A 19,224-nucleotide genomic window follows, 5' to 3' on the forward strand; every position below is an offset into this window, starting at 1 on the left:
GCCCAGGCCGATCTGCCGACGGCAGATCGGACACGCCCGGGGACGGCTCCTCCGTCCGCACGGGGGTCGCCGTGCTCATGGGCGAGCCGGCCCGGCGACAGCGCCGAACACGCGATCAGGAGGTGCCGGCTCCCACTTTTTCCGCCGCGGCCAGGTAGGCCCGCACCGCGGGCCGCTCGTCGTCCTGGCGCGCGGCCACCGCCAGACGGGCCGGGGAGATGCCGCGGACCGGCACGGCGATCACCTCGTCCCGGACGACCAGCGGGGCGTTGCCGGTCGCCAGCAGTGCCACTCCCTGTCCGTTGGCGACCGCCTCGTGGGTCTCCTCGGCGCTGGCCACCACCCCGCCTATCCGTGGCGCGCGATCACCACGGGAGTCCAGGGCCAGCCAGTGGTCCCGCAGTGGACCGGCCTCCGGAGGGAGGGCGAGGAACGGCTCGTCGAGGAGATCGGTGAAGTCCACCGCGCCCTCGCGGTCGGCCGCGGCCCGCGCCGCCAGGGGGTGACCGTGCGGAAGCGCCACGACGCGCGGTTCCTGGGCCACGATCGCGTACCGGTAGCGTTCGCCGTCCGGGAGCGGCAGCCAGACGAACGCGACATCGCTGGACCCGTCCGCCAGTCCGGCACTGGGGTCGGCCCAGTTGACCTGCCGCAGGACCGGCCGTGCGTCCGGGTACAGGGAGACCAGCCGGGTCCGCAGGGCGGGCAGCAGCCCGCGGCCCGGGCTGGTGGACATGCCGATCACCAAGGTGTGCCGTTCGGCGGCCTTCGCCTCCTCCACCGCCGCCTCGGCGGCCCGCCAGGCGGCCAGCGTCTCGCGGGCGTGCGGCAGCAGGGCCTCCCCCGTCGCCGTCAGCCGCACCGCCCTCCGGTCCCGGCGGAACAGACACGCGCCGAGCTGTTTCTCCAGCATCCGTATCTGTTTGCTGAGCGCGGGCTGGGAGACGAACAGCCGCTCGGCGGCCCGTGTGAAGCTTAATTCCTCGGCGATCGTGACGAAGTAGCGCAGATCGCGCCCGTGGACGTCCATAACGCATGGCTATCACAACAGGTCTTGGACACGGTCCTGGATCCCGGCCGAGGATCGGTGCTGTCGGCGGGGATGTCCCGGACGGCAGTCGACGAGGGAGACGAAGAGATGACCGAGAACGGCAAGGTCTGGCTGGTCACGGGCGCGAGCAGCGGCTTCGGGCGGGCCATCGCCGAGGCCGCGGTCGCCGCCGGGGACACGGTGATCGGTACGGCCCGACGGACCGAGGCGCTGGCCGACCTGGTCGCCGCGTACCCCGACCGGGTGGAGGCGATCGGTCTCGACGTCACCGACGGCGGGCGGATCGACGCGGTGGCCGCCGACGTCCTGGCTCGCTACGGCCGGGTCGACGTGCTGGTGAACAACGCCGGGCGCACGCAGATCGGGGCGTTCGAGGAGACCACCGACGACGAACTGCGGGACCTGTTCGAGGTGCACGTGTTCGGCCCGGCTCGTCTGACCCGGGCGCTGCTGCCGCAGATGCGGGAGCGGGGCAGCGGATCGATCGTGAACATGAGCAGTTTCGGCGGGCAGTTGTCCTTCGCCGGATTCTCCGCGTACAGCGCGACCAAGGCGGCGCTGGAGCAGCTGTCCGAGGGCCTGGCCGACGAGGTGGCCCCGTTCGGCATCAAGGTGCTGATCGTGGAGCCCGGTGCCTTCCGCACCAACCTGTTCGGCAAGGGCGCGGCCTACTTCTCCGAGGAGCACCCGGCGTACGCGGAGAAGGTCGGCGCGACCCGGAAGATGGTGCGGGACGGTTCCGGCACGCAGCCCGGGGACCCGGCGAAGGCCGCGGCGGCGATCCGGCAGGCGCTGGAGGCCGAGAACACCCCGCTGAGGCTCGCCCTCGGCGGCGACGCGGTGGACTTCCTGGTCGGTCACCTGGATTCGGTGCGGGCCGAACTCGCCGCGTGGGAGAAGGTCTCCCGGGGCACGGAGTTCGACACGCAGTGACGATCCGGCGTGGGGTGGGACCCGGGCGGAACCCGTTCCTCCCGGGTCCGGCGCCGACCACGCCACCGGGATCACGACGACCGGGCCGGCCCCGGCCGGGCAAGGTCATGTCCGTCCACCGGGAGCCCCTTCCAGGGACACAAGAAGAGAGCGCTGTCAGTACCCTGACGCGGTGACGGCCAACAACACCCTCTTGTCGAGAGCCATGAGCGGCATCGTCAGCCCACCCCTGCTCCCGCTGCCCGACCGTGTCGCGGATCTTCTGTCGGAGCTGGGCAGTCCGCCGCGGCTGGCGGCCCACCTGCGGGCCGTCCATGACGTCGCGCACCAACTGGTCGACTGGATGGAGCGGACCCACCCCGCGGTGGTCTTCGATCGCGAGGCCGTGCTCTTCGGAGCGGCCACGCACGACGTGGGCAAGACGGTGCACCTCTCCGAGCTCTCGGGTCCCGGGGCCGCGCACGAGGAGGCCGGGCAGACGCTTCTGCTCGGCCACGGCGTCAGCCCGAGGCTGGCTCGCTTTGCCGCCACGCACGCGTCGTGGGCGGAGTCGCCCGTCGACGTGGAAGACCTTTTGGTGGGCCTCGCCGACAAGATCTGGAAGAACAAGCGCGTTCCCGACCTGGAGGATCTCGTCGTGGCTCGGCTGGCCGAAGCGACCGGCCGGGCGGCATGGGAGGAGTTCATCGCGCTCGACGGGGTTCTCGCCGACATCGGCGACGCGGCGGACGAGCGCCTGGCGTTCCAGGCGTCCTTCCCGGTCCACGGCTGAGGGCTCGGGGCCGTCGGGCCGTTCGCCCGGGTCCTTCCGGCCCCCTCACGCCGGGGTGCGGTTCACAGGTCGGGGTCGTACGGCGGGATGGTCCAGCGCAGTACCGCTTCACCCGCACGGGGTTCGACGGTGGCGGGGTAGACCTGTCCGTAGGCCCGCTCCCCGTGGTGACGCATGGAGTGGTCCCCGGGGTCCCAGCCGAGACCGAGCACCGAGCACCCTCCGACGTCGATGACACCCGCCAGCAGTGGGTGGCTCCAGCCCGCCCGGTTGAAACGGTGGAAGTCGGTATGGGCGTCGACGGAGACCATCAAGCCGTTGCCGGGTCCTTCACGGACCCAGGTCCGGAGCCGTTCGGCGACCGCTTCGGCCTCGGCCAGAGGAAGGTCGAGCCACCCGCGCGGGCCGTGTCCGCTGAAGTGCTGCGGGATGTGGTCACCGCCGAACCGCGCATGGACGGTGTCCCCGTACTTGCCCCAGTAGGTGACGTCCGCCAGGCCGTCGGTGGACCGGCCGTCCAAGCCGATGAAGTCGTCCAGCGCACGGGCGTCACCCAGGACCATGCCGCATCGGTCGACCGGCAGGTCGCCGAGCCGCACGGGTTCGCCGTCATCAGGGCCGGACCAGGGCAGGCCGAGGCCGACCTCCAGGACGGCGATCGTCGGTTCCTCGCCGAAGGGCGAGGCCGACGTCCGGGCCCGAACCTGCAGGGGCCGGTCTGCGGCGGCGGCTACAGCGATCGCCTCGCACGTCCAAGTGGACGGCTCACCGTCCTCGGGCCCGTACAGGTGGCCGCCGCCGGTGGCCATTGCGGTCCGGGCCCGCTCGGACAGCGGCCGGCCCACCTGCGGCCAGTGGTCGATCCAGCCCGCCATCCCCAGCACGAGCATCCCGGAGGGCGCGGTGACGGTGCCGAGGTCGACATCGGTCTCAGTCATCTGCTGATTGAACAGGCACGGGACCGAAAGGATCAAGACGCCGTCGTGTCCGAGGCCCGCGGCACGCTCCTGTGCCGTCATGGCTGACCGTTGTCCGTAGTCGTCACGGATCGACGAAGCGCGCGTCCTGACGATCGCCCCGCGGCCGCGCCCGTTTGCCGGCGGTCGCGCGTGCGGCACTGCCTCCGGTTCCGTGGAAACCCGATTCAGGAGCACACTGTGGCAGTGAACCCGAGCAGTCGCGCCTCACAGCAACCGCCCTTGCCTCCGAAGCCGGTCATGCCCGACGCGGCCGCAGCACGCCGTCACGGGCCTGCCGCGGTCGTCGAAGCCCGGTGGCTGTCCATACAACTCGCCTGGCAGTGGAAGCGCGACGTCCATGAGATCCGCTCGCCCGGACGTCCCTATCCAGGCATCGTTCCGTTGCTGAAGGCTGCTGCCGCAGCGCCCCGGCTGCGGCGGCTGTATCCGTTCACCAGCCACTTCGCTCTGCTCTTCAGCAGCCACACCAGCTACCCCTGGACCGTCCAGGCCGGCCCCGTCGAACCCCTGCGCAACGGATCGTTCAGGGTCCACCGCCGCGATCCCTCCACCGTGATCGGCACATTCGGAACCGCCGAAGAAGCCGTGGACCTCGTCGTGAGGCTCCTGCCCGCCGACTTCGAACCGGTCATCACCGTCCCGGCCGACAACCACGTATGAAGGTGCGCGGCCGCAGCTTTTCCTCACACGCCGGCGAACAGGCGTCGACCAGTAAGGGCAGTGCGTCGGTGGCCGCGCGCAGCGAGATCCACATCTGACGAGGAATGCTCGGCTCCCTGAGCCGAACACCTCCGTCCGGGTGGGGGGTTCGGCCGGGTGACCGCCAGAGGTCCCGTGACGCCGTCGTCGGACCTGCCGTCAAGGGACCTGCCGTCAAGCGGATTCCTCGGCCGCGTGTTCCTCGACGGTGCGGGAATCGGTGAGGCTCAGCGCACCGCCGGCCGTGATCAGCCCGACGAGGACCGCGAGAAGGCCGTAGATGATCCGTTCGCCGTGGAAGAACGACGCGACGAGGTCGCCGCTCCAGGTGCCGGCCGGGAGCTGGGTGGTGACCAACGCCGCGATCAGGGTGCCGACGACAGCCGTACCGACGCTGGAACCGACCTCCTGGGCGGTGTCGTTGAGGGCGGCGCCGATGGAGGTGCGGTTGCTCGGCATCGCGTCGACGAGTGCGACCGCGCAGATCGTCATCACGGTGCGCAGTCCCACGGTCATGAGCACCATGCAGACGGCGATGGCGGCGTACCCGTGGTCGACGCCCCAGGAGAGACCGGCCAGCGAGCCGGCCAGGCAGGCCGCGCCCACCAGACAGGCGACGCGGTGGCCGAACCGGCGCGCGAGCCACTCGGACAGAGGGGTCGCGACGAGCATCGTCACGATGATCGGCAGGTTGGCCAGGCCGGCCCGCACCGGGCTCCATCCGTAGGCGTACTGGAAGTGGAGGATCAGCCCGAACATCACGCTGGCCATCGCGATGGACGTCCCGATCTGCGCGATGGCGGCGCCGCGGACGGTGCCGTCGGTGAAGAGACGCAGGTCCAGCATGGGTGCCGCGCTGCGGCGCTCGTGCCGCACGAACGCGATCGCGGCGACGAGGGCGCCCGCGATCGACGCGAGGGTGACCGCCGAGAGCCAGCCGTGGTCGACACCGCTGGTCAGCGAGTAGCAGGCGAGTCCGATGGTGGTGATGCTCAGGACGGCGCCCGGCATGTCGAGCTTGTCGGCGGTCAGGTCCTCCGGCCGGTCGGCCGGGACGCCGAGGCGGACGCCTATGCACGCGATCAGGGCGATCGGGGCGTTGACGACCAGCAGCCATTCCCACCCCACATGGGCCAGTGCGGTGCCGCCGAGCAGCGGTCCGAGGACGAAGCCGGACATGCCGACGACGATCATCACCGTCATGGCGCGCATCCGCAGGGCCCCGTCGTCGAACAGGCGGAAGACCAGTGAGTTCGTGATCGGGGCCATCGCCGCGGCGGCGATACCGAGCACGGCCCGCAGGGCTATGAGTTCGCCCGCGGTACTGACGAGGACGACGCACAGGCTCACCGAGCCGAACACGGCGAGTCCGATCAGGAGCACCCGGCGGCGGCCGAGCCGGTCGGCCATCGAGCCGGCGGTGAGCAACAGACCGCCGAAGGTCAGCGAGTACGCCCCGGTGACCCATTGCAGCGCGGTCGTCCCGCCGCCGAGGTCACGGCCGATCGTGGGCAGCGCGATCGACAGCAGCGTGTTGTCGACCATCTCGACGAAGAAGGCCAGACAGAGGGCGGCCAGGGGGATCCATGCCGCCCGCAGCGACGGATAAGTGCGTGGTGGAGGGGCTTGAAGCGTGGTGGTGGTCATGGTGATCAGTCCTTCGTATCGAACGTCGTACGGTTATCGAACAGCGTACGATGCGATACAGTAGAACAACGTTCGATACGATGCAAGGACGACGGGAAGGAAGCCATGACACGCCTGCAGAACCGCTCGAGCGGGGGCCGTCGACGGGCTTCGCACTCGATGGAGTCCGTGCTCACCGAAGCGGTGGCCCTGCTCGACGAGGCCGGGGCGCCGGCGCTGACGTTCCGGGCGCTCGCGCAGCGCCTCGGCGGTGGCGTCGCCAGCATCTACTGGTACGTGGCGAGCAAGGAGGAACTCCTCGACCGCGCCACCGACCACGTCGTGGGCGCGGTGCTGGCCGACATCGAAGCGCTTCCGGGCAGCGACGACCCGATCGACGACCTGCGCGCGATGGCCGTGACACTGTTCGACGCGATCGTGCACCGGCCCTGGCTGGGCGCCTACTTCATGCGCAACACCGACATCCAGGGCAACGCCTTGCGCCTGTACGAGAAGCTCGGCCGGCAGACCCTTCGCCTGGACCTCAGCGCGCGACAGCGGTTCCACGCCGTGTCCGCGATCACGGGGGTCGTCGTCGGCTCCGCCGTGGACCTGGGTCAGGAACCGCCCGAGGAGATCCTCGCCGGCGCCGTGGACCGCGAGGAGTACCTCGGCCGCTTCGCCAAGACCTGGCGAGAGCTCGATCCCGAGGAGTTCCCGTTCGTGCACGAGATCGTCGACGAGTTCGACGGGCACGACGACGTCGACCAGTTCCGCTCCGCGCTGGATCTGACACTGGCGGGTCTCCGTCTGCAGGCCGGAGCCTGAACCGAGCCGGTTTCTCCGACGGCGCCTTCGGGCCCGGTGGCACCACCTTCCAGGTCATCCGTTCGGCGGACGGCGACAGTGCGGACGACGACAGTCATGCCGGGCCCGAAGGGGATTTTCTGCCGCGACACCGTCGTGCGGGGAACACTCCGGCGGACCCCCTCGTTCGACCTCAGGCTTACTGTTCCGAACCGTGAACCGAGGGAGTACCTTGCCCGACACCTCGTCCACCGTCACCGCATCCCCTCTCCCGCCTCTCGCCGCCCAGGCGGAACGTCTGATCGAGCTCGGGGTGCACGAACTCGCGCGGATCCCCGCCGACGACCTGCGCGCCTTCGCCGAGAACGCGGGCCGTGAAGACCGCGCCGCCCTGCTCGCCGTCCATCCCGACCACGCCCCCGCCTCCGCCCTCGCTCCGTTGCTCCGCCGCGACGACAAGCCGGGCTTCGTCGTCACCGACATGACCGACGTCGACCGGTTCGCCCCCTGCGCCGTCGAACTCCCCGACGCTCCCCTCTACCTCGTCACCGGCCTCGACCGCGGCGACCACATGGCCAACTGGAGCCCCGAGGAGGCACTGCCCGCCCTCACCAAGGAGGACCGCACCCCGCTGCTGCTCACGGAAGGCATCCACTGGGTGCTCCAGCAGCCGGCGGTCCTCGAACGCAACCGCTGCTTCATGACCATCGGTTCACGGCTGCGCAAGGCCAACGGCGCCCTGGACGCCCGTACCCCGGCGATCTGGATCAGCAACGGCACGGGGCGGGACGGCCGCGAGCGACGCGACGCCCCGAAGGTCGGCTGGTGCTGGTGGGGCAACCGCCACACCTGGCTGGGCTTCGCCTCCGCCACGGACCGCAGAGTCCGGTAGCACTCGGCCACACAGCCGTTCGCCTCGCCGCCCGGACCCGCGCCGCCGAAAGGCGGTCCGGGCGGCGGGTGAGCCGAGAACCTTCTCGGAGAACCGATCACACGGGGCTGCCGCAGCCGCCTCCGCGTCATGGTCAGGCCGTGGCCGTCTCGTACCGCGGTCGGCCGGTGGTGCGGTACGTCTGGATCGTCAGCCCCCTGGGGGTGGACCGCGCGTCGACCAGCCGGAGCCCCAGATCCGGTCCGGTGGAGGGGAAGAGCCGCGTGCCCTGGCCGACGACCACGGGATAGGTGAGCAGGACGATCTCGTCGACGAGCCGGTGGTGGAGCAGCCAACGGATCAGGGTGCCGCTGCCCCACACCTGCAGTTCACCGCCCGGCCCGGCCCGCAGCGCGCCGATGGCGTCCACGAGGTCACCGGACAGGACGGTCGTGTTCGTCCATCGAGGGTCGGTGAGTGTGGTCGAAGCGACGTACTTGGGCCGCGTGTTCAGCGCTTCCGCGACGGGGTTTCCCGGATCCGTGCCCGCTCCCCAGGAGCCGGCGAAGATCTCGTAGGTCCGCCGGCCGAACAGGAACGCGTCGGCGCGCTGGAAGGTCCGGCCGATGAACGTCGAGGCCTCGTCGTCGAGCAGGGGCGGGGCCCATCCGAAGCGGTCGAACCCACCGCCGCCGTCCCCGTCGGGCGCGTCGGGTTCGGGTCCGGTTCCCCCGTCGATCCGCCGGTGTCCCTGGGTCACTCCGTCGACGGAGATGTTCGTGACGGTCGTCAGCTTCATGGCCGCTGCTCCCTTCGCGTCGAGGTCGCCGTTCGGTACGACCGGACCGCGGCGCGGATGTCATCGGTCGTGGAGGGACCCGGACCGAGGGCGCCCGAGGGAAACGGCGGCCGCGCGAGACCGGGACGGTGGGTTCCCCTCACGTACAGCATGACGGCCCCGCGCGAGCGCGGAGCCGGCGCGCGGGGTCCGGTCGCCAGGTGCCGGGCGAGTCGGTCGATGGTGTCCCAGACGTCGCCGTTCACGACTCGGCGTCTCCTTCGGGGAGCGGCACGCCGAGGTGGTCACCCCGCCGGACCTCGGATCCCGGAGACGTCCGCCGCGCGTGGCTGTCGGACGTCGACGAAGTCGCCGCTCGCGCTGACGGCGGCGGTGGTACCGGTCCCCGCGAAGGCGAAGCGGTAGTACCCGTCGGAGCCGGCGGTGGTCGTGCCCGTCACCGCCCCGCCGCTGCCGCTCGTGACGGTCCTGACGGTGGTGTAGGTGCTGCTGCCCGACTTGCGGAACTGGAGACTCACCTTCTGGCCGCTGAACCCGACGTATTTGTCGGTGGCCCAGTCCGCTCGCGTGAGCGCCCCCTTCACCGTGATCGTCCTGCCCTTCTTCACCGGCTCGGGCGCGGCGTCGACGGTGAGCCTGGCGGCGCGCAGCAGCTTGAAGGTGTACTTGTCCTGGTTCTCGTAGGTGGCATCCCACGCGTCGACGTGGAGGTGGACCTTCCAGGTTCCGGCCGGAGCGCTGCTCTGGGTGAACACCTTGATCGGATCCACGGTGTAGGCACCGGTGCAGGTCGCCGTGGGCTTGGTATCCGCACAGTCGAGCATTTGACCGAGATCCGTGTAGACGACCGCGTACGACGGACTGAACAGGGGCGCGCTGATCTGGTAGACGCCGGAGGCGTGCGTCGCGGTGACCGCGACGGGGAACTTCACCACCGCATGCGTGCCGACCACCACGAGCTTGCCCCCGTTGACGACGACGCTGTCGACCCTGATCCGGCCGCCCCCGCCGCCTGCACGGGCGCGGTCGCGAACGCGCCGCCCGTGAGGGCACAGACCGCGCCGACGATGACCGCTCGCCTGATACCGGTGCACATGCGCCCTCCAGGAACACGAGACCGAAGACCTCCCGAACTCTCCTTCCAGAAAGGCTTGTTGACGATTCGGAGCGTACAACGGCTCACCGGTTCGGTGCCTCCGCGAAGCTCACGACGAGGGTGCCGGGCGACAGGTCCCCGCCGAGGCGCTCCACGGCCCTTCCGGCCCTGGTGCCGTACCGGCGGAGGGTGACCCGCCACCCTGACCGCACGTCGAAGCCGAACGCGTCGGCCGCGGCCGGCACGGGGCAGGACGCGAAGGACGAGCGGGACGGACGAACACGTTCGTCCCGAACGCATTGAACCTAAAATCGAGCCCATGCCTACCCCGCAGAACCGCCGCGAGCGCCCGGCCAAACCGGCCCTCACCCGTGAGGGCATCGTCGACACCGCCGTGTCCCTGATGGAGCAGGAGGGGCTGCAGCGCGTCACCATGCGCCGCCTGGCCCAGGCCCTGGACACCGGACCGGCGTCGCTGTACGTCTACTTCGCGAACACCGGCGAACTGCACGCCGACATCCTGGACCGCCTCATGGGGCGAGTCGACCTGGCCGCCACCGGCGCCGACTGGCGTGAGCGACTGGACGCGGTCCTCGCCAGTTACGAGGAAGTGCTTTTCGCCCACCCCGCGCTCGCCCAGTCGGCGCTGACCGCCCGCCCCTCCGGCAGCAACTACCTCGCACTGCTCGACACGCTGCTCGCCCTGCTGGCCGAGGGCGGCGTACCCGACCTCCAGGCCGCCTGGGGCGTCGACATCCTGCTGCAGAGCGCCACGTCCTCGGCCGCGGAGCATTCCGCCCGCCGCGAGGACTCCAGGGCGGACGAGGACTGGGCCCGGCTGAACGACGCCCTCGCCGCCGCCTCCCCCGACGTACATCCGCACGTGCGGGCCCAAGCCGCCCATCTGGTCTCCGGCACACCCGCGGAACGCCGTCGTTGGAGCGTGAACATGCTGCTCAACGGCATCCGGACCACCCCCGCGACAGCAGCGGACTCATGACGAACTTGTTCGTTACGAACATGTTCGTTAGATTGGAGGCATGACTCCGCACTACCCCACAGCCATCCTCGGGGGCGGCCTGGGCGGTCTGATGCTCGCCCGCGTCCTGCACGTCAACGGCACCGACGTCCCCGTCTTCGACCTCGAGCCCTCCGCCGGCGCACGCGTCCAGGGCGGAATGCTCGACATCCATGACGAGACCGGACAGCAGGCGCTGCGCCAGGGCCACCTGCACGGCGAGTTCCTCGCCAAGGTCCATCCCGGCGGTCAGGCGCTGCGCGTGACGGACAAGCACGCGAACGTCGTCCACGAGGAAGCCGACGACGCCGACGGCACCCGGCCCGAGATCGACCGCGGTGACCTGCGCGGCCTCCTGCTCGGCTCGCTGCCCGACTCCACCGTGCACTGGGGTTCCAAGGCCACCGGAGTACGGGGGCTGGCCGACGGCCGGCACGAGGTCGTCCTCGCCGACGGCCGCGCCTTCACCACCGACCTCCTGATCGGCGCCGACGGCGCCTGGTCGAAGGTGCGGCCACTGCTCACCGACGCCCGCCCCGCCTACAGCGGCGTCTCCTTCGTCGAGCTCGACCTCGAAGACGCCGACCACCGTCATCCCGGAGCCGCCGCGCTCGTCGGCGGCGGCATGTTCTTCGCCCTCGGCGACGACAAGGGTTTCCTCGCCCACCGCGAGACCGACGGCAGTCTGCACTTCTACGTCGCCCTGCGCATCGAGGAGACCTGGCTGCGCACCATCGACTTCGCCGACACCGCCGCCGCGAAGCAGGCCGTACTGGGGCACTTCACGGACTGGGACGACGCCCTGCGGCGCGTGATCGCCGACGCCGACGGGGCACTGACCCCGCGCTGGATCCACGCGCTGCCCGCCGGGCTGTCCTGGACCGGCCGCCCCGGCGTCACGCTCCTGGGCGACGCGGCCCACCTCATGTCCCCCTTCGCCGGCGAAGGCGCCAACCTCGCCCTGTTCGACGGTGCCGAACTGGGCCGCCACCTGCTCGCCCACCCGGACGACACCGGCGCCGGCGTGCGCGCCTACGAGCAGGAGATGTTCATCCGCGCCGCGGAGACGGCCGGTGAGTCCGCCCGGGCCCTCGACGTGATCTTCCATCCCCAGGCTCCGGCACCGCTCGCCGACACGTTCCGCGGCCTGCACGCCACCGGACGGTGACCCCGCCGCACGGAGCACCTCACGCGCCCGGCATCGCCCGAACCATCGCTCCTCTGCCGCGGCGACGTTTCACGTCCCTCAGAACGGCGCCGTTCCTTCACCGATGAAAGCCACGGACATCTCGTCGTCGGGGCCGGCGAGAAGACGGATCCGGCGCACCCGGCCGGTCTGCAGCCGCAAGCGGGCCTCGACGTCCCTCATGGAACTCGCCAGCCCTCCTGGAATGTTGTGCAGGACACCGCCCCACAACCCCGTGTCCGGGAGGAACAGGCCCAGGTCGACCTCCACGACGATCTGCTGATCCCCGACGAGAAGCCAGCCGTCTTCAGAGCGCAGGTGGGCTGCCACGCCCCCCCATCCTCCACCCGCGACAGGCTCGACGGGCGGCACACGACCGCCGTCGGCCGCCCGGCCAGGTGATGCCGCGTTCCGCGACAGCTCATCGCGAGGGCGGAGGGGCGTCGCAGGCCAGGTCCGGCCCCTACCCCCGCGTGGTGGTGTCGCGGGTGCGCACGCGGGCCGAGGAGTGCGGCGAGAGGTGGCGGGCCAGCACCTCCAGGGCGTCCGCGACCTCCTTGCGATCCTCGGGCGTGCTGTCGGCGAGGGCGGTGGCGAGCGCGTCCTCGATCGTGGTGGCCCTGACCTCGGCCACGCGGGCGGAGAGTTCGGGGGCCTGACGGACGAGCAGCCGACGGCGGTCGGCGGGGTCCGGCGCGGTGACGACGGCGCCGGCCTCCTTGAGGCGCGCGACCGAGGTGGACACCTGACTCTGCGGCAGGCCGGTGCGGGCGGCGATCTCCCCCACGGCGCTGCCGGGGTGGGCCGCCACGTCGCTGGCGACGATGAGCACGGAGCGCACGCCGCCGCCGTGCCGCTCGCCGCCTTCGGGTTCCGGCATCGCGGCTTCACCGATCTTCATCAGGGTGCGCCCGAGAAGGAAGAGCTCGACTCCATTCACGTCCTCATGTTACATCAATGGAGATGCATCGAACTTGATACATCTAGAAAGATGGATTACCTTCGTGGCAGACACCCGGAGACCGCCGGGTCGGGACAAGGAGCGGGACCGTGCGAAAGTGGCGAGCGAACCCCTGGGCCGTCCTGGTGACTCTGTCGCTCGGGTTCTTCATGACCCTGCTGGATCTCACCATCGTGAACATCGCGATCCCGGACATGATGGACGGTCTGGGCGCCTCGCTCGGCCAGGCCTTATGGGTGGTCAGCGGATACGCGCTGACGCTCTCGGCCCTGATCATCACGGCCGGCCGGCTCGGCGACCTGCGCGGCCCGCGGAACCTGTTCGCGGTGGGCCTCGCGGTCTTCACCCTGGCCAGCCTCGCCTGCGGCCTCGCCCCCACGACGACGGCCCTGGTCGCCGCCCGTGTCGTCCAGGGCCTGGGCGCGGCCCTCCTCACCCCACAGACGATGACACTGATCGTCGCCGTCTTCCCGGCCGAGCGGCGCGGCACCGCCATGGGTGTCTGGGGCATGGTCGCCGGCCTCGCCACCCTGTCCGGCCCGACGCTGGGCGGCTTCCTGGTCTCCGCCCTGGACTGGCGCTGGATCTTCCTGGTCAACCTTCCCATCGGGATCGCCGCCCTCGTCCTGACCTTCCTCGTCGTGCCCGACATCAGGCCCGGCCGCGCCCACCGCCTCGACCTCACCGGCGTCGCCCTGGCCACCGGCGCCCTGTTCTGCCTGGCCTTCGGCCTGCAAGAAGGCGAGGGCCATCACTGGGGCGCCGGGATCCAGGGACTGCTCGTCGCCGGGGCCGCGCTCGCCGCCGGGTTCCTGCTGCACCAGCGCCGCCGCCAGGACCGCGAACCCCTCGTCCCCTTCGCCCTGTTCCGCGACCGCAACTTCACCTCGATGACGGTCCTGGTCGGTCTGGTCTCCGTCGCGATGCTCGGCCTGGTCCTGCCGTTCAACCTCTATCTGCAGTCGGTCCTCCACCTCAGCGCGGTCAAGGCCGGCCTGGTGCTCGCGCCCTCGTCACTGGTGTCCATGACCGTCGGGCCGTTCGCCGGACGCCTCGCCGACCGCGTCGGCGGCCAGTACGTCCTGCTCACCGGGCTCACCTGCTACGCCGCCGGGATCATCACCATCGCCCTGACAGCGGCGCCGGGCACCGCCTGGTTCGCGTTCGTGCCCGCCACGCTGCTGACCGGTCTGGGCGTCGGCTGCATCATCGCCCCCATGTCCACCGAGGCGATGCGGTACGTGCCGCGGCACCTCGCCGGCGCCGCCTCCGGCGTCAACAACACGGTGCGGCAGACCGGTTCGGTGATCGGCGCCGCGGCAGTCGGCGCGCTGCTGCAGAGCCGGCTCGCGGCCGAACTCGCCACCGGCAAGACCTACGCGGCCGCCTTCACCGCCACCCTGCACACCACCGCGATCCTGCCGGTCGCCGTGCTGATCGCCGGCGCCCTGACCTGCCTCCTCCTACGCCCCCGCACCACGCGGCGCGAGGCGAGCGCTCCGGCCGCCGCCGCACCGCGACCCGCCACCACCCGCTGATCCGGAACCCCTCCCCGGCGGTCCGGTGCTCGGCGCCCGCATCGGGCCCCGAGCACCGGACCGTGTCGGAGCCGAAGGACGACGACCGGGCGCGGGACGGTGGAAGCCGCGCCGGCCTGCGACGGGGCTCGGCCGCCGCAGGCCGGTGGCCGACTCGGGCCGGCCCGCGGTCTAGCAGGTCTTGCGCACGTAGCCGCTGCTGCCAGCCGGTTTCACGTCCACGTCGCGCTGGACGATGCTCAGCGTGCGGCCCCACCCGTTGCAGGCCTTCGACCTGCCGGAGTTGGTGTACTCGATCACGATCACGTTGTTCCCGAAGGCGCTGGTGTAGTCGCCGCACTCGTCGTACTGGCCGCACTCCTCGGCCACGGCGAAGTCCAGGCCGTTGGCGGTGTGGTTGCCCGCCAGCTCGGGAGTGTTCTTCTGGGCGATGGCCAGGCCGTCCGCGTGGGCGCGGGCGGAGAGCAGCTTGACGTACGCCTGCGCGTTGGCGGCCGTCAGGCGATTCCCGGAACGGGTGTAGCTGTCGTAGTTGTCGGGCTCGATCGCCTGGAAGCCCTTGGTCTTGCAGCTGTCGATCAGGCTTCCGATCCTGCCGGCGATCCGCTGCCTCTTGCCGTCGGTGCCGATGTCGAGGAAGGCCTCGCCCCAGTCCTCGTCGTAGACGACCTTGCCGGACGAGTCGCGCAGCAGCAGGTCGGAGTCCCACTCGCCCTCCGCACCCGGCTGCGCCTGGAAGGCGTTGACGTAACAGATGTTGTACAGGCCCCCCGCCGGGGAGGCGGCGTTGTCCCGGGTGACGACCTTCACCCCGGCCGGCGGGGTGTAGGCACCGCCGATCTGATAGTCGAAACCGACGTGCGTGGGCGGCAGGGACACGGCCGCGGCCTGCGCGGAGGCAGTCGGGGCGACCAAGGCACCGACCAGCGCCGCCGCGCCGATGACGGTGCCCGTGAACTTGCGGGAAGTGGGACTGAAACGGCTCATGTGGATGAGCTCCCAGGGGGAAGAGGGCACGTCCCCGCCTCGGACGCGTAAGAACGTCCTGGCGACTTGGGCCGGGCTCGTGGCGCGAGGCCTGCATACCGGCTGGGCGTGTCTCTGAACACGGAGCACGGCTCCGTGTCGTCCGGGAGTAAAGCGACTGCCCGTGAAGATGTCAACGCAGGAACTCCTCTCCGACGAGTTCCCGCGTTCCGTCGCTCGCGGCGGACCATCCGGAACCCGGCCCGGGGGCGGTCCGTGTCGGCGGGATCCGCTAGCTTCTCCCCGACCGCCGCGCACTTGGAAGACAAGGAGGCCCGGACGTGACGTTCGCGCCCTGGTTCGCCGCCCTCGGCACCATCGACCGTGTTCCGTTCGCCGAGGCGGCCGACCGGTACGCGGGGTGCGCTCCGGACGGACTCACCGACACCAACAGCGACTGTTTCGGCGGCGACCTGGAAGAGGTCCTCGTCCATCGCGGCACCGTCCACCACACCGGCGACCTGGTCATCGGGTCCGACACCCACCAGCCCGTCTGTCACGGCGGCGACTGCGGCATTCACGTCGTGGACGGTGATCTCACGGTCGAGGGGACGCTCGTGTTCACCGAGTGGGACCAGGCCAACGTTCTGGTGGTCACGGGAGACGTACGCCTGCACGGCCTCCTGATCGAGGACGAGGCGCACCTGTACGTCGGGGGCGCCCTGCGGATCGAGGGGCTGCTGGTCTCGGGTCTCTCCCACGGCGGGATGCTGGCCGTCGCGGGGGACACGACCGCCTCGGCGTGCCTGTGCGCCGGCCCCGTGCACGAGCCGATGGTCCTCTTCGGCGCCCCTCCGGCGCATCCGGGCGATCCCGACCGCCTCGTCGACCTCACCGGCATGGATCAGGCCGGACTCGTCCTGCCGGAACTTCTCGACGCGTCGGGCCATTGGGCCGACCGTGCGAAGGTCCGCGCGGCCCTGCTGGACGGCCGGCCGGTGCTGAGGACGTCCGGCGGGCCGCGGAAGCGGCGGTGACACGCCGGCTTCTGCCGGACGGTACCGACGACGCACACCCCGGGATTCTCCGGGGAGGAACGGGATCCGCGGTGCTCACAGGTTCTCGACGGCCGTGAGCAGGCGGTTCACGGCCTCGTCGACCGTGGAACGGGGGCAGCCCAGGTTCACCCGCATGTAACCGTGCCCCTCGGCCCCGAACTTCTGCCCCTTGTCCAGCCACAGCCGCGCCTGGGTCAGCATGAACGTGTCCAGCGAGTCGGCGTCCATCCCCAGCCCCCGGCAGTCCATCCACGCCAGGTACAGGGAGTCGGCCGGCAGGACCCGCACCTTGGACGTGGCGGAGTTGACCGCCCGCGCGAAGTGCGCGTGATTGCCGCGCAGATAGGCGAGCAGTTCCTCCAGCCAGGGCTCGCCGTGCGCGTAGGCCGCCTCGGCCGCGACCATGCCCAGCACGTTGACCAGCGGGAACACGTTTCGTTCGTACTGACGGGCCAGTTCTGCCCGCAGTCCGGGATCAGGTACGAAGACGTTGGCGCTCTGCAGGCCGGGGAGGTTGAACGTCTTGCTGGGGGCGGTGCAGGTGATGCTGTTCCGTGCGAACTCCTCGCCGAGCGAGGCGAAGGGGATGTGTTCGCGGTCCGGGCTGATGACGAGGTCCTGGTGGACCTCGTCGGAGACGACCAGGACGCCGCTCCGGGCGCAGATCTCGCCCATGGTCCGCAGTTCCTCCTCGGTCCACACGTTCCCGGTGGGGTTGTGGGGATGGCTGAGGATGAAGAGTTTGGTGTCGGGACGGATGGCGGCCTCGAACACCCGGGCGTCGAAGCGGTAGCCGTCGTCGGTCCGCTGCAGCGGTGCGAAAGCGAGGTGACGGCCGTTCAGCAGGACGTCCTCGTGGAAGTGGACGTAGACCGGGGGCTGGATGAGGACCGAGTCACCCGGCGCGGAGAACGCCTGCACGACCGTCTTGAGCGTGGTGATGATGCCGGAGGTCTGCATCACCCACTCCCGGGGCACCTCCCAGCCGAACCGCTTGGCCTGCCAGCCGGTCACGGCGTCGAGGTAGCTGTCCGTCGCGCCGCCGGGATACCCGAACACGCCGTACTCCACGGCCTCGTGGAGTGCGTCGATCACCACCTGGGGCGCTCTGAAGTCGGTGTCGGCGACCCACATCGGCAGCGGGTCGGCCGCGGCCTCGTCAGCCGTCAGGAACTGGCGGGCACTGGCCCACTTCATGGAGTTGCTGTGCCTGCGGTCGATGACGGCGTCGAAGATCGAGCGGGCTCCGGCCGGGGGGCTGTTCCGTGGCGCCCGGTCGTGGGGGGTGCTGTCGGTTGCCATGGGTGGATGCTAGCCACGATCACGGACGAACCGTCCGCGGACTTGAGCGCGGCACGCGAGGCCGGTCCGTTCCCGGTCCGTTCCCGGTTCGACAAGGGCCGTCGTGCGTCACGGCGCCGTACGAGCCGGGGGAAAGGCGCGATGCCGGGCGACGGCGACGGTGAGCAGGCCGGCTGCTCCCAGGACCGAGGCGGCGGTGGCCACCGCGGTGACGCCTACGCCTTGCAGTACGGCACCGCCGATGATCCCGCCGAGCGCCATCGCGGCGTTCCACAGGGTCACGAGGACGGCCTGCGCGGTATCGGCGACGGCCGGGCCGCGTCGCATGCCGGCGTGTCCGGCAGCGGTCTGGAGCAGGGTGGGCATGCCGCCCCAGCCCAGACCCCACACGACGGCGGCGGCCCAGACGACCGGGTGCGCGGTCGTGACGGCGAACGCGGCGGTGGAGAGGGTGAAGAGTGCCGCCCCGGTCGACGCCAGCACCCGCAGGTGCCGGTCGATTTGCGCGGCCACGTGGAAGGTGTTGGAGTGCGTCACGTTCCGCGTGACGACGACCTCCGGGAGATCGCTCGTCGCCGGCAGGAGCGGGGCGAGCACCACCGGGTCCGGTCGGCCGCGGACCCGGTGGCCGGTGTCGTCGGCGGCGGTGCCGAACCGGTCGGTCCGAAGACTCAGGCCGTCCTCGAGCGTGACGAAGTCGACGCCGCCCGACGCGGCTGCCCGGGCCCGGGCGACCCAGTGGTCACCGGTGAAGAGTTCGGCCGGCCCCACCCCGCCGAGTACGACCACGACGCCGGGTGCCGGCCCGCGCCTTCCAGTGCGATGCCCACGCGAAACGATCCGTCATCCGGCATGACCCGATTCCAGGACACTCACACTGATGTGAAGGTCAACCGCACGGTCACTCCCGTGACCGGTCGACGACGGGCACGGCGGTGGCGGGGTCGTGGCCCGCGGCAACCAGCCGCATGACGAAACCCGCCACGTCCTCGAGCTGCCGGGCGTGCTCCAGCCCGCCTATCACGGCGGGCACGCCACCGAGGTCGCGGATCAGACCGGCGGCGACACCGAGCGCCGCGTCGTCGTCGCCGCACATCGCCACCGTCCGCTTCGGCCGCCCCGTCGGCGTCGGCGCCAGCCAGCTCGCCCCCGCGAACAGGTGCAACGCCTTGACCACATGGCTGCCGACGGCTCGCTCGGCGATGTGTTCCACCGCCGACCCGGTGGACAACTCGAGCAGGCCCGAGGCGTGGTCGACCGCGTTGGTGCAGTCGATCACGGTCTTGCCCGCCAACGACCCCTGGCCCGCCCCGGCGAGAGCGAGCACCTGGTCGACCCCCTCCCACGCCACGGCCACGACCACGGCGTCCCCCGCCCCGGCCACCTGTGCGGGGGTGGCAGCCTCGACCGCCCCGCCGAGCCGCTCGGCGATCGCCCGGGCCCTGTCCTGCGAACGGCCTCCGACGAGGACGTGATGCCCATGTCGCGTCCATGCCTCCGCCAGTGCCGCCGCCATCACCCCGGTGCCCAGAATTCCGATACGCACGCCGCTCTCCCCGTC

General features: G+C 71.1%; 21 protein-coding genes. 9 read left to right on the plus strand and 12 right to left on the minus strand.

Translation table 11 applies throughout. From position 1 onward, the window contains the following. Nucleotides 1–115: 115 nt before the first annotated feature. A complete protein-coding gene (locus ACICHK_RS02015; RefSeq protein ID WP_406835301.1) occupies nt 116–1,030 on the minus strand; it encodes a LysR family transcriptional regulator in 915 nt (304 codons plus the stop codon). Between the two features lie 108 nt (nt 1,031–1,138). Between ACICHK_RS02015 and ACICHK_RS02020 the strand changes: the two genes are divergently transcribed. Next, nucleotides 1,139–1,984, plus strand: a complete 846-nt coding sequence (locus tag ACICHK_RS02020; protein WP_151467745.1) for an oxidoreductase — start codon at nt 1,139–1,141, stop codon at nt 1,982–1,984. A 205-nt stretch (nt 1,985–2,189) separates the two neighbouring features. After that, the gene (locus tag ACICHK_RS02025) at nt 2,190–2,756 is read left to right on the plus strand and encodes an HD domain-containing protein (RefSeq protein WP_406841141.1); all 567 of its coding nucleotides are present in this window, start codon (nt 2,190–2,192) and stop codon (nt 2,754–2,756) included. 62 nt (nt 2,757–2,818) lie between these two features. Here ACICHK_RS02025 and ACICHK_RS02030 read toward each other — a convergent pair whose 3' ends face one another. Beyond that, nucleotides 2,819–3,694 (minus strand): hypothetical protein, encoded by an 876-nt coding sequence (locus ACICHK_RS02030; protein ID WP_406835303.1) that lies wholly within the window; start codon nt 3,692–3,694, stop codon nt 2,819–2,821. Between the two features lie 279 nt (nt 3,695–3,973). Here ACICHK_RS02030 and ACICHK_RS02035 point away from each other — a divergent pair, with 279 nt between their 5' ends. Continuing rightward, nucleotides 3,974–4,396 (plus strand): DUF6193 family natural product biosynthesis protein, encoded by a 423-nt coding sequence (locus tag ACICHK_RS02035; protein ID WP_406835304.1) that lies wholly within the window; start codon nt 3,974–3,976, stop codon nt 4,394–4,396. A 213-nt stretch (nt 4,397–4,609) separates the two neighbouring features. On the opposite strand, the gene ACICHK_RS02040 is transcribed toward ACICHK_RS02035, so the two are convergent. Then, nucleotides 4,610–6,082, minus strand: coding sequence for an MFS transporter (locus ACICHK_RS02040; RefSeq protein ID WP_406835305.1), 1,473 nt, complete (start codon nt 6,080–6,082; stop codon nt 4,610–4,612). Between the two features lie 159 nt (nt 6,083–6,241). Between ACICHK_RS02040 and ACICHK_RS02045 the strand changes: the two genes are divergently transcribed. Both ACICHK_RS02045 and ACICHK_RS02050 read left to right on the plus strand, forming a co-directional pair. Further along, nucleotides 6,242–6,889 carry a TetR/AcrR family transcriptional regulator gene (locus ACICHK_RS02045; RefSeq protein ID WP_406841142.1) on the plus strand — a complete coding sequence of 216 codons (648 nt, stop codon included), beginning with the start codon at nt 6,242–6,244 and terminating at the stop codon, nt 6,887–6,889. Nucleotides 6,890–7,100: 211 nt separating this feature from the next. Then, nucleotides 7,101–7,760: a DUF5701 family protein gene (locus ACICHK_RS02050; protein ID WP_406835307.1), complete on the plus strand. Its 660-nt coding sequence runs from the start codon at nt 7,101–7,103 to the stop codon at nt 7,758–7,760. Between the two features lie 133 nt (nt 7,761–7,893). Here ACICHK_RS02050 and ACICHK_RS02055 read toward each other — a convergent pair whose 3' ends face one another. The 3 genes from ACICHK_RS02055 to ACICHK_RS02065 form a co-directional block, all read right to left on the minus strand. Then, nucleotides 7,894–8,538: a dihydrofolate reductase family protein gene (locus ACICHK_RS02055; protein WP_406835308.1), complete on the minus strand. Its 645-nt coding sequence runs from the start codon at nt 8,536–8,538 to the stop codon at nt 7,894–7,896. Between the two features lie 284 nt (nt 8,539–8,822). Next, nucleotides 8,823–9,632 carry a calcium-binding protein gene (locus tag ACICHK_RS02060; protein ID WP_406835309.1) on the minus strand — a complete coding sequence of 270 codons (810 nt, stop codon included), beginning with the start codon at nt 9,630–9,632 and terminating at the stop codon, nt 8,823–8,825. An 85-nt stretch (nt 9,633–9,717) separates the two neighbouring features. Then, complete coding sequence (locus tag ACICHK_RS02065; RefSeq protein WP_406835311.1) at nt 9,718–9,879, minus strand: hypothetical protein; 162 nt, start codon at nt 9,877–9,879, stop codon at nt 9,718–9,720. A 74-nt stretch (nt 9,880–9,953) separates the two neighbouring features. Between ACICHK_RS02065 and ACICHK_RS02070 the strand changes: the two genes are divergently transcribed. After that, nucleotides 9,954–10,634 carry a TetR/AcrR family transcriptional regulator gene (locus ACICHK_RS02070; protein ID WP_406835313.1) on the plus strand — a complete coding sequence of 227 codons (681 nt, stop codon included), beginning with the start codon at nt 9,954–9,956 and terminating at the stop codon, nt 10,632–10,634. Nucleotides 10,635–10,674: 40 nt separating this feature from the next. Then, complete coding sequence (locus ACICHK_RS02075; RefSeq protein WP_406835314.1) at nt 10,675–11,820, plus strand: FAD-dependent oxidoreductase; 1,146 nt, start codon at nt 10,675–10,677, stop codon at nt 11,818–11,820. Between the two features lie 78 nt (nt 11,821–11,898). Here ACICHK_RS02075 and ACICHK_RS02080 read toward each other — a convergent pair whose 3' ends face one another. Together ACICHK_RS02080 and ACICHK_RS02085 are read right to left on the minus strand one after the other, a co-directional pair. Further along, on the minus strand, nt 11,899–12,168 hold the full coding sequence (locus ACICHK_RS02080) for a hypothetical protein (protein WP_406835315.1): 270 nt from the start codon (nt 12,166–12,168) through the stop codon (nt 11,899–11,901). 133 nt (nt 12,169–12,301) lie between these two features. Beyond that, nucleotides 12,302–12,778 carry a MarR family winged helix-turn-helix transcriptional regulator gene (locus ACICHK_RS02085; protein ID WP_406835316.1) on the minus strand — a complete coding sequence of 159 codons (477 nt, stop codon included), beginning with the start codon at nt 12,776–12,778 and terminating at the stop codon, nt 12,302–12,304. 110 nt (nt 12,779–12,888) lie between these two features. Here ACICHK_RS02085 and ACICHK_RS02090 point away from each other — a divergent pair, with 110 nt between their 5' ends. Further along, nucleotides 12,889–14,337, plus strand: a complete 1,449-nt coding sequence (locus ACICHK_RS02090) for a DHA2 family efflux MFS transporter permease subunit (RefSeq protein ID WP_406835317.1) — start codon at nt 12,889–12,891, stop codon at nt 14,335–14,337. 171 nt (nt 14,338–14,508) lie between these two features. Here the strand turns inward: ACICHK_RS02090 and ACICHK_RS02095 are convergent, their stop codons facing one another. Next, the gene (locus tag ACICHK_RS02095; protein WP_406835318.1) at nt 14,509–15,324 is read right to left on the minus strand and encodes an endo alpha-1,4 polygalactosaminidase; all 816 of its coding nucleotides are present in this window, start codon (nt 15,322–15,324) and stop codon (nt 14,509–14,511) included. Nucleotides 15,325–15,644: 320 nt separating this feature from the next. On the opposite strand from ACICHK_RS02095, the gene ACICHK_RS02100 reads away from it, so the two are divergent. Then, nucleotides 15,645–16,340, plus strand: a complete 696-nt coding sequence (locus tag ACICHK_RS02100; RefSeq protein ID WP_406835320.1) for a hypothetical protein — start codon at nt 15,645–15,647, stop codon at nt 16,338–16,340. Nucleotides 16,341–16,415: 75 nt separating this feature from the next. Here ACICHK_RS02100 and ACICHK_RS02105 read toward each other — a convergent pair whose 3' ends face one another. From ACICHK_RS02105 to ACICHK_RS02115, 3 genes are all read right to left on the minus strand, one after another. After that, the gene (locus ACICHK_RS02105) at nt 16,416–17,663 is read right to left on the minus strand and encodes a MalY/PatB family protein (RefSeq protein WP_406835322.1); all 1,248 of its coding nucleotides are present in this window, start codon (nt 17,661–17,663) and stop codon (nt 16,416–16,418) included. A 108-nt stretch (nt 17,664–17,771) separates the two neighbouring features. Further along, on the minus strand, nt 17,772–18,452 hold the full coding sequence (locus ACICHK_RS02110; RefSeq protein WP_406835323.1) for a hypothetical protein: 681 nt from the start codon (nt 18,450–18,452) through the stop codon (nt 17,772–17,774). A gap of 112 nt (nt 18,453–18,564) precedes the next feature. Beyond that, on the minus strand, nt 18,565–19,209 hold the full coding sequence (locus ACICHK_RS02115) for an NADPH-dependent F420 reductase (RefSeq protein WP_406835324.1): 645 nt from the start codon (nt 19,207–19,209) through the stop codon (nt 18,565–18,567). Nucleotides 19,210–19,224: the final 15 nt, after the last annotated feature.

Origin of the sequence: Streptomyces sp. AHU1 (assembly GCF_045343905.1) — a bacterium.
Lineage (GTDB): Bacteria > Actinomycetota > Actinomycetes > Streptomycetales > Streptomycetaceae > Streptomyces > Streptomyces triticiradicis.

Bases quoted from the DNA above. Each gene is read 5' to 3' on its own strand.
- ACICHK_RS02015 (WP_406835301.1), bottom strand. From the start codon at position 1,030: ATGGACGTCCACGGGCGCGATCTGCGCTACTTCGTCACGATCGCCGAG.
- ACICHK_RS02070 (WP_406835313.1), top strand. From the start codon at position 9,954: ATGCCTACCCCGCAGAACCGCCGCGAGCGCCCGGCCAAACCGGCCCTC.
- ACICHK_RS02095 (WP_406835318.1), bottom strand. From the start codon at position 15,324: ATGAGCCGTTTCAGTCCCACTTCCCGCAAGTTCACGGGCACCGTCATC.
- ACICHK_RS02035 (WP_406835304.1), top strand. From the start codon at position 3,974: ATGCCCGACGCGGCCGCAGCACGCCGTCACGGGCCTGCCGCGGTCGTC.
- ACICHK_RS02030 (WP_406835303.1), bottom strand. From the start codon at position 3,694: ATGACTGAGACCGATGTCGACCTCGGCACCGTCACCGCGCCCTCCGGG.
- ACICHK_RS02075 (WP_406835314.1), top strand. From the start codon at position 10,675: ATGACTCCGCACTACCCCACAGCCATCCTCGGGGGCGGCCTGGGCGGT.
- ACICHK_RS02020 (WP_151467745.1), top strand. From the start codon at position 1,139: ATGACCGAGAACGGCAAGGTCTGGCTGGTCACGGGCGCGAGCAGCGGC.
- ACICHK_RS02055 (WP_406835308.1), bottom strand. From the start codon at position 8,538: ATGAAGCTGACGACCGTCACGAACATCTCCGTCGACGGAGTGACCCAG.
- ACICHK_RS02025 (WP_406841141.1), top strand. From the start codon at position 2,190: ATGAGCGGCATCGTCAGCCCACCCCTGCTCCCGCTGCCCGACCGTGTC.
- ACICHK_RS02105 (WP_406835322.1), bottom strand. From the start codon at position 17,663: ATGGCAACCGACAGCACCCCCCACGACCGGGCGCCACGGAACAGCCCC.
- ACICHK_RS02045 (WP_406841142.1), top strand. From the start codon at position 6,242: ATGGAGTCCGTGCTCACCGAAGCGGTGGCCCTGCTCGACGAGGCCGGG.
- ACICHK_RS02040 (WP_406835305.1), bottom strand. From the start codon at position 6,082: ATGACCACCACCACGCTTCAAGCCCCTCCACCACGCACTTATCCGTCG.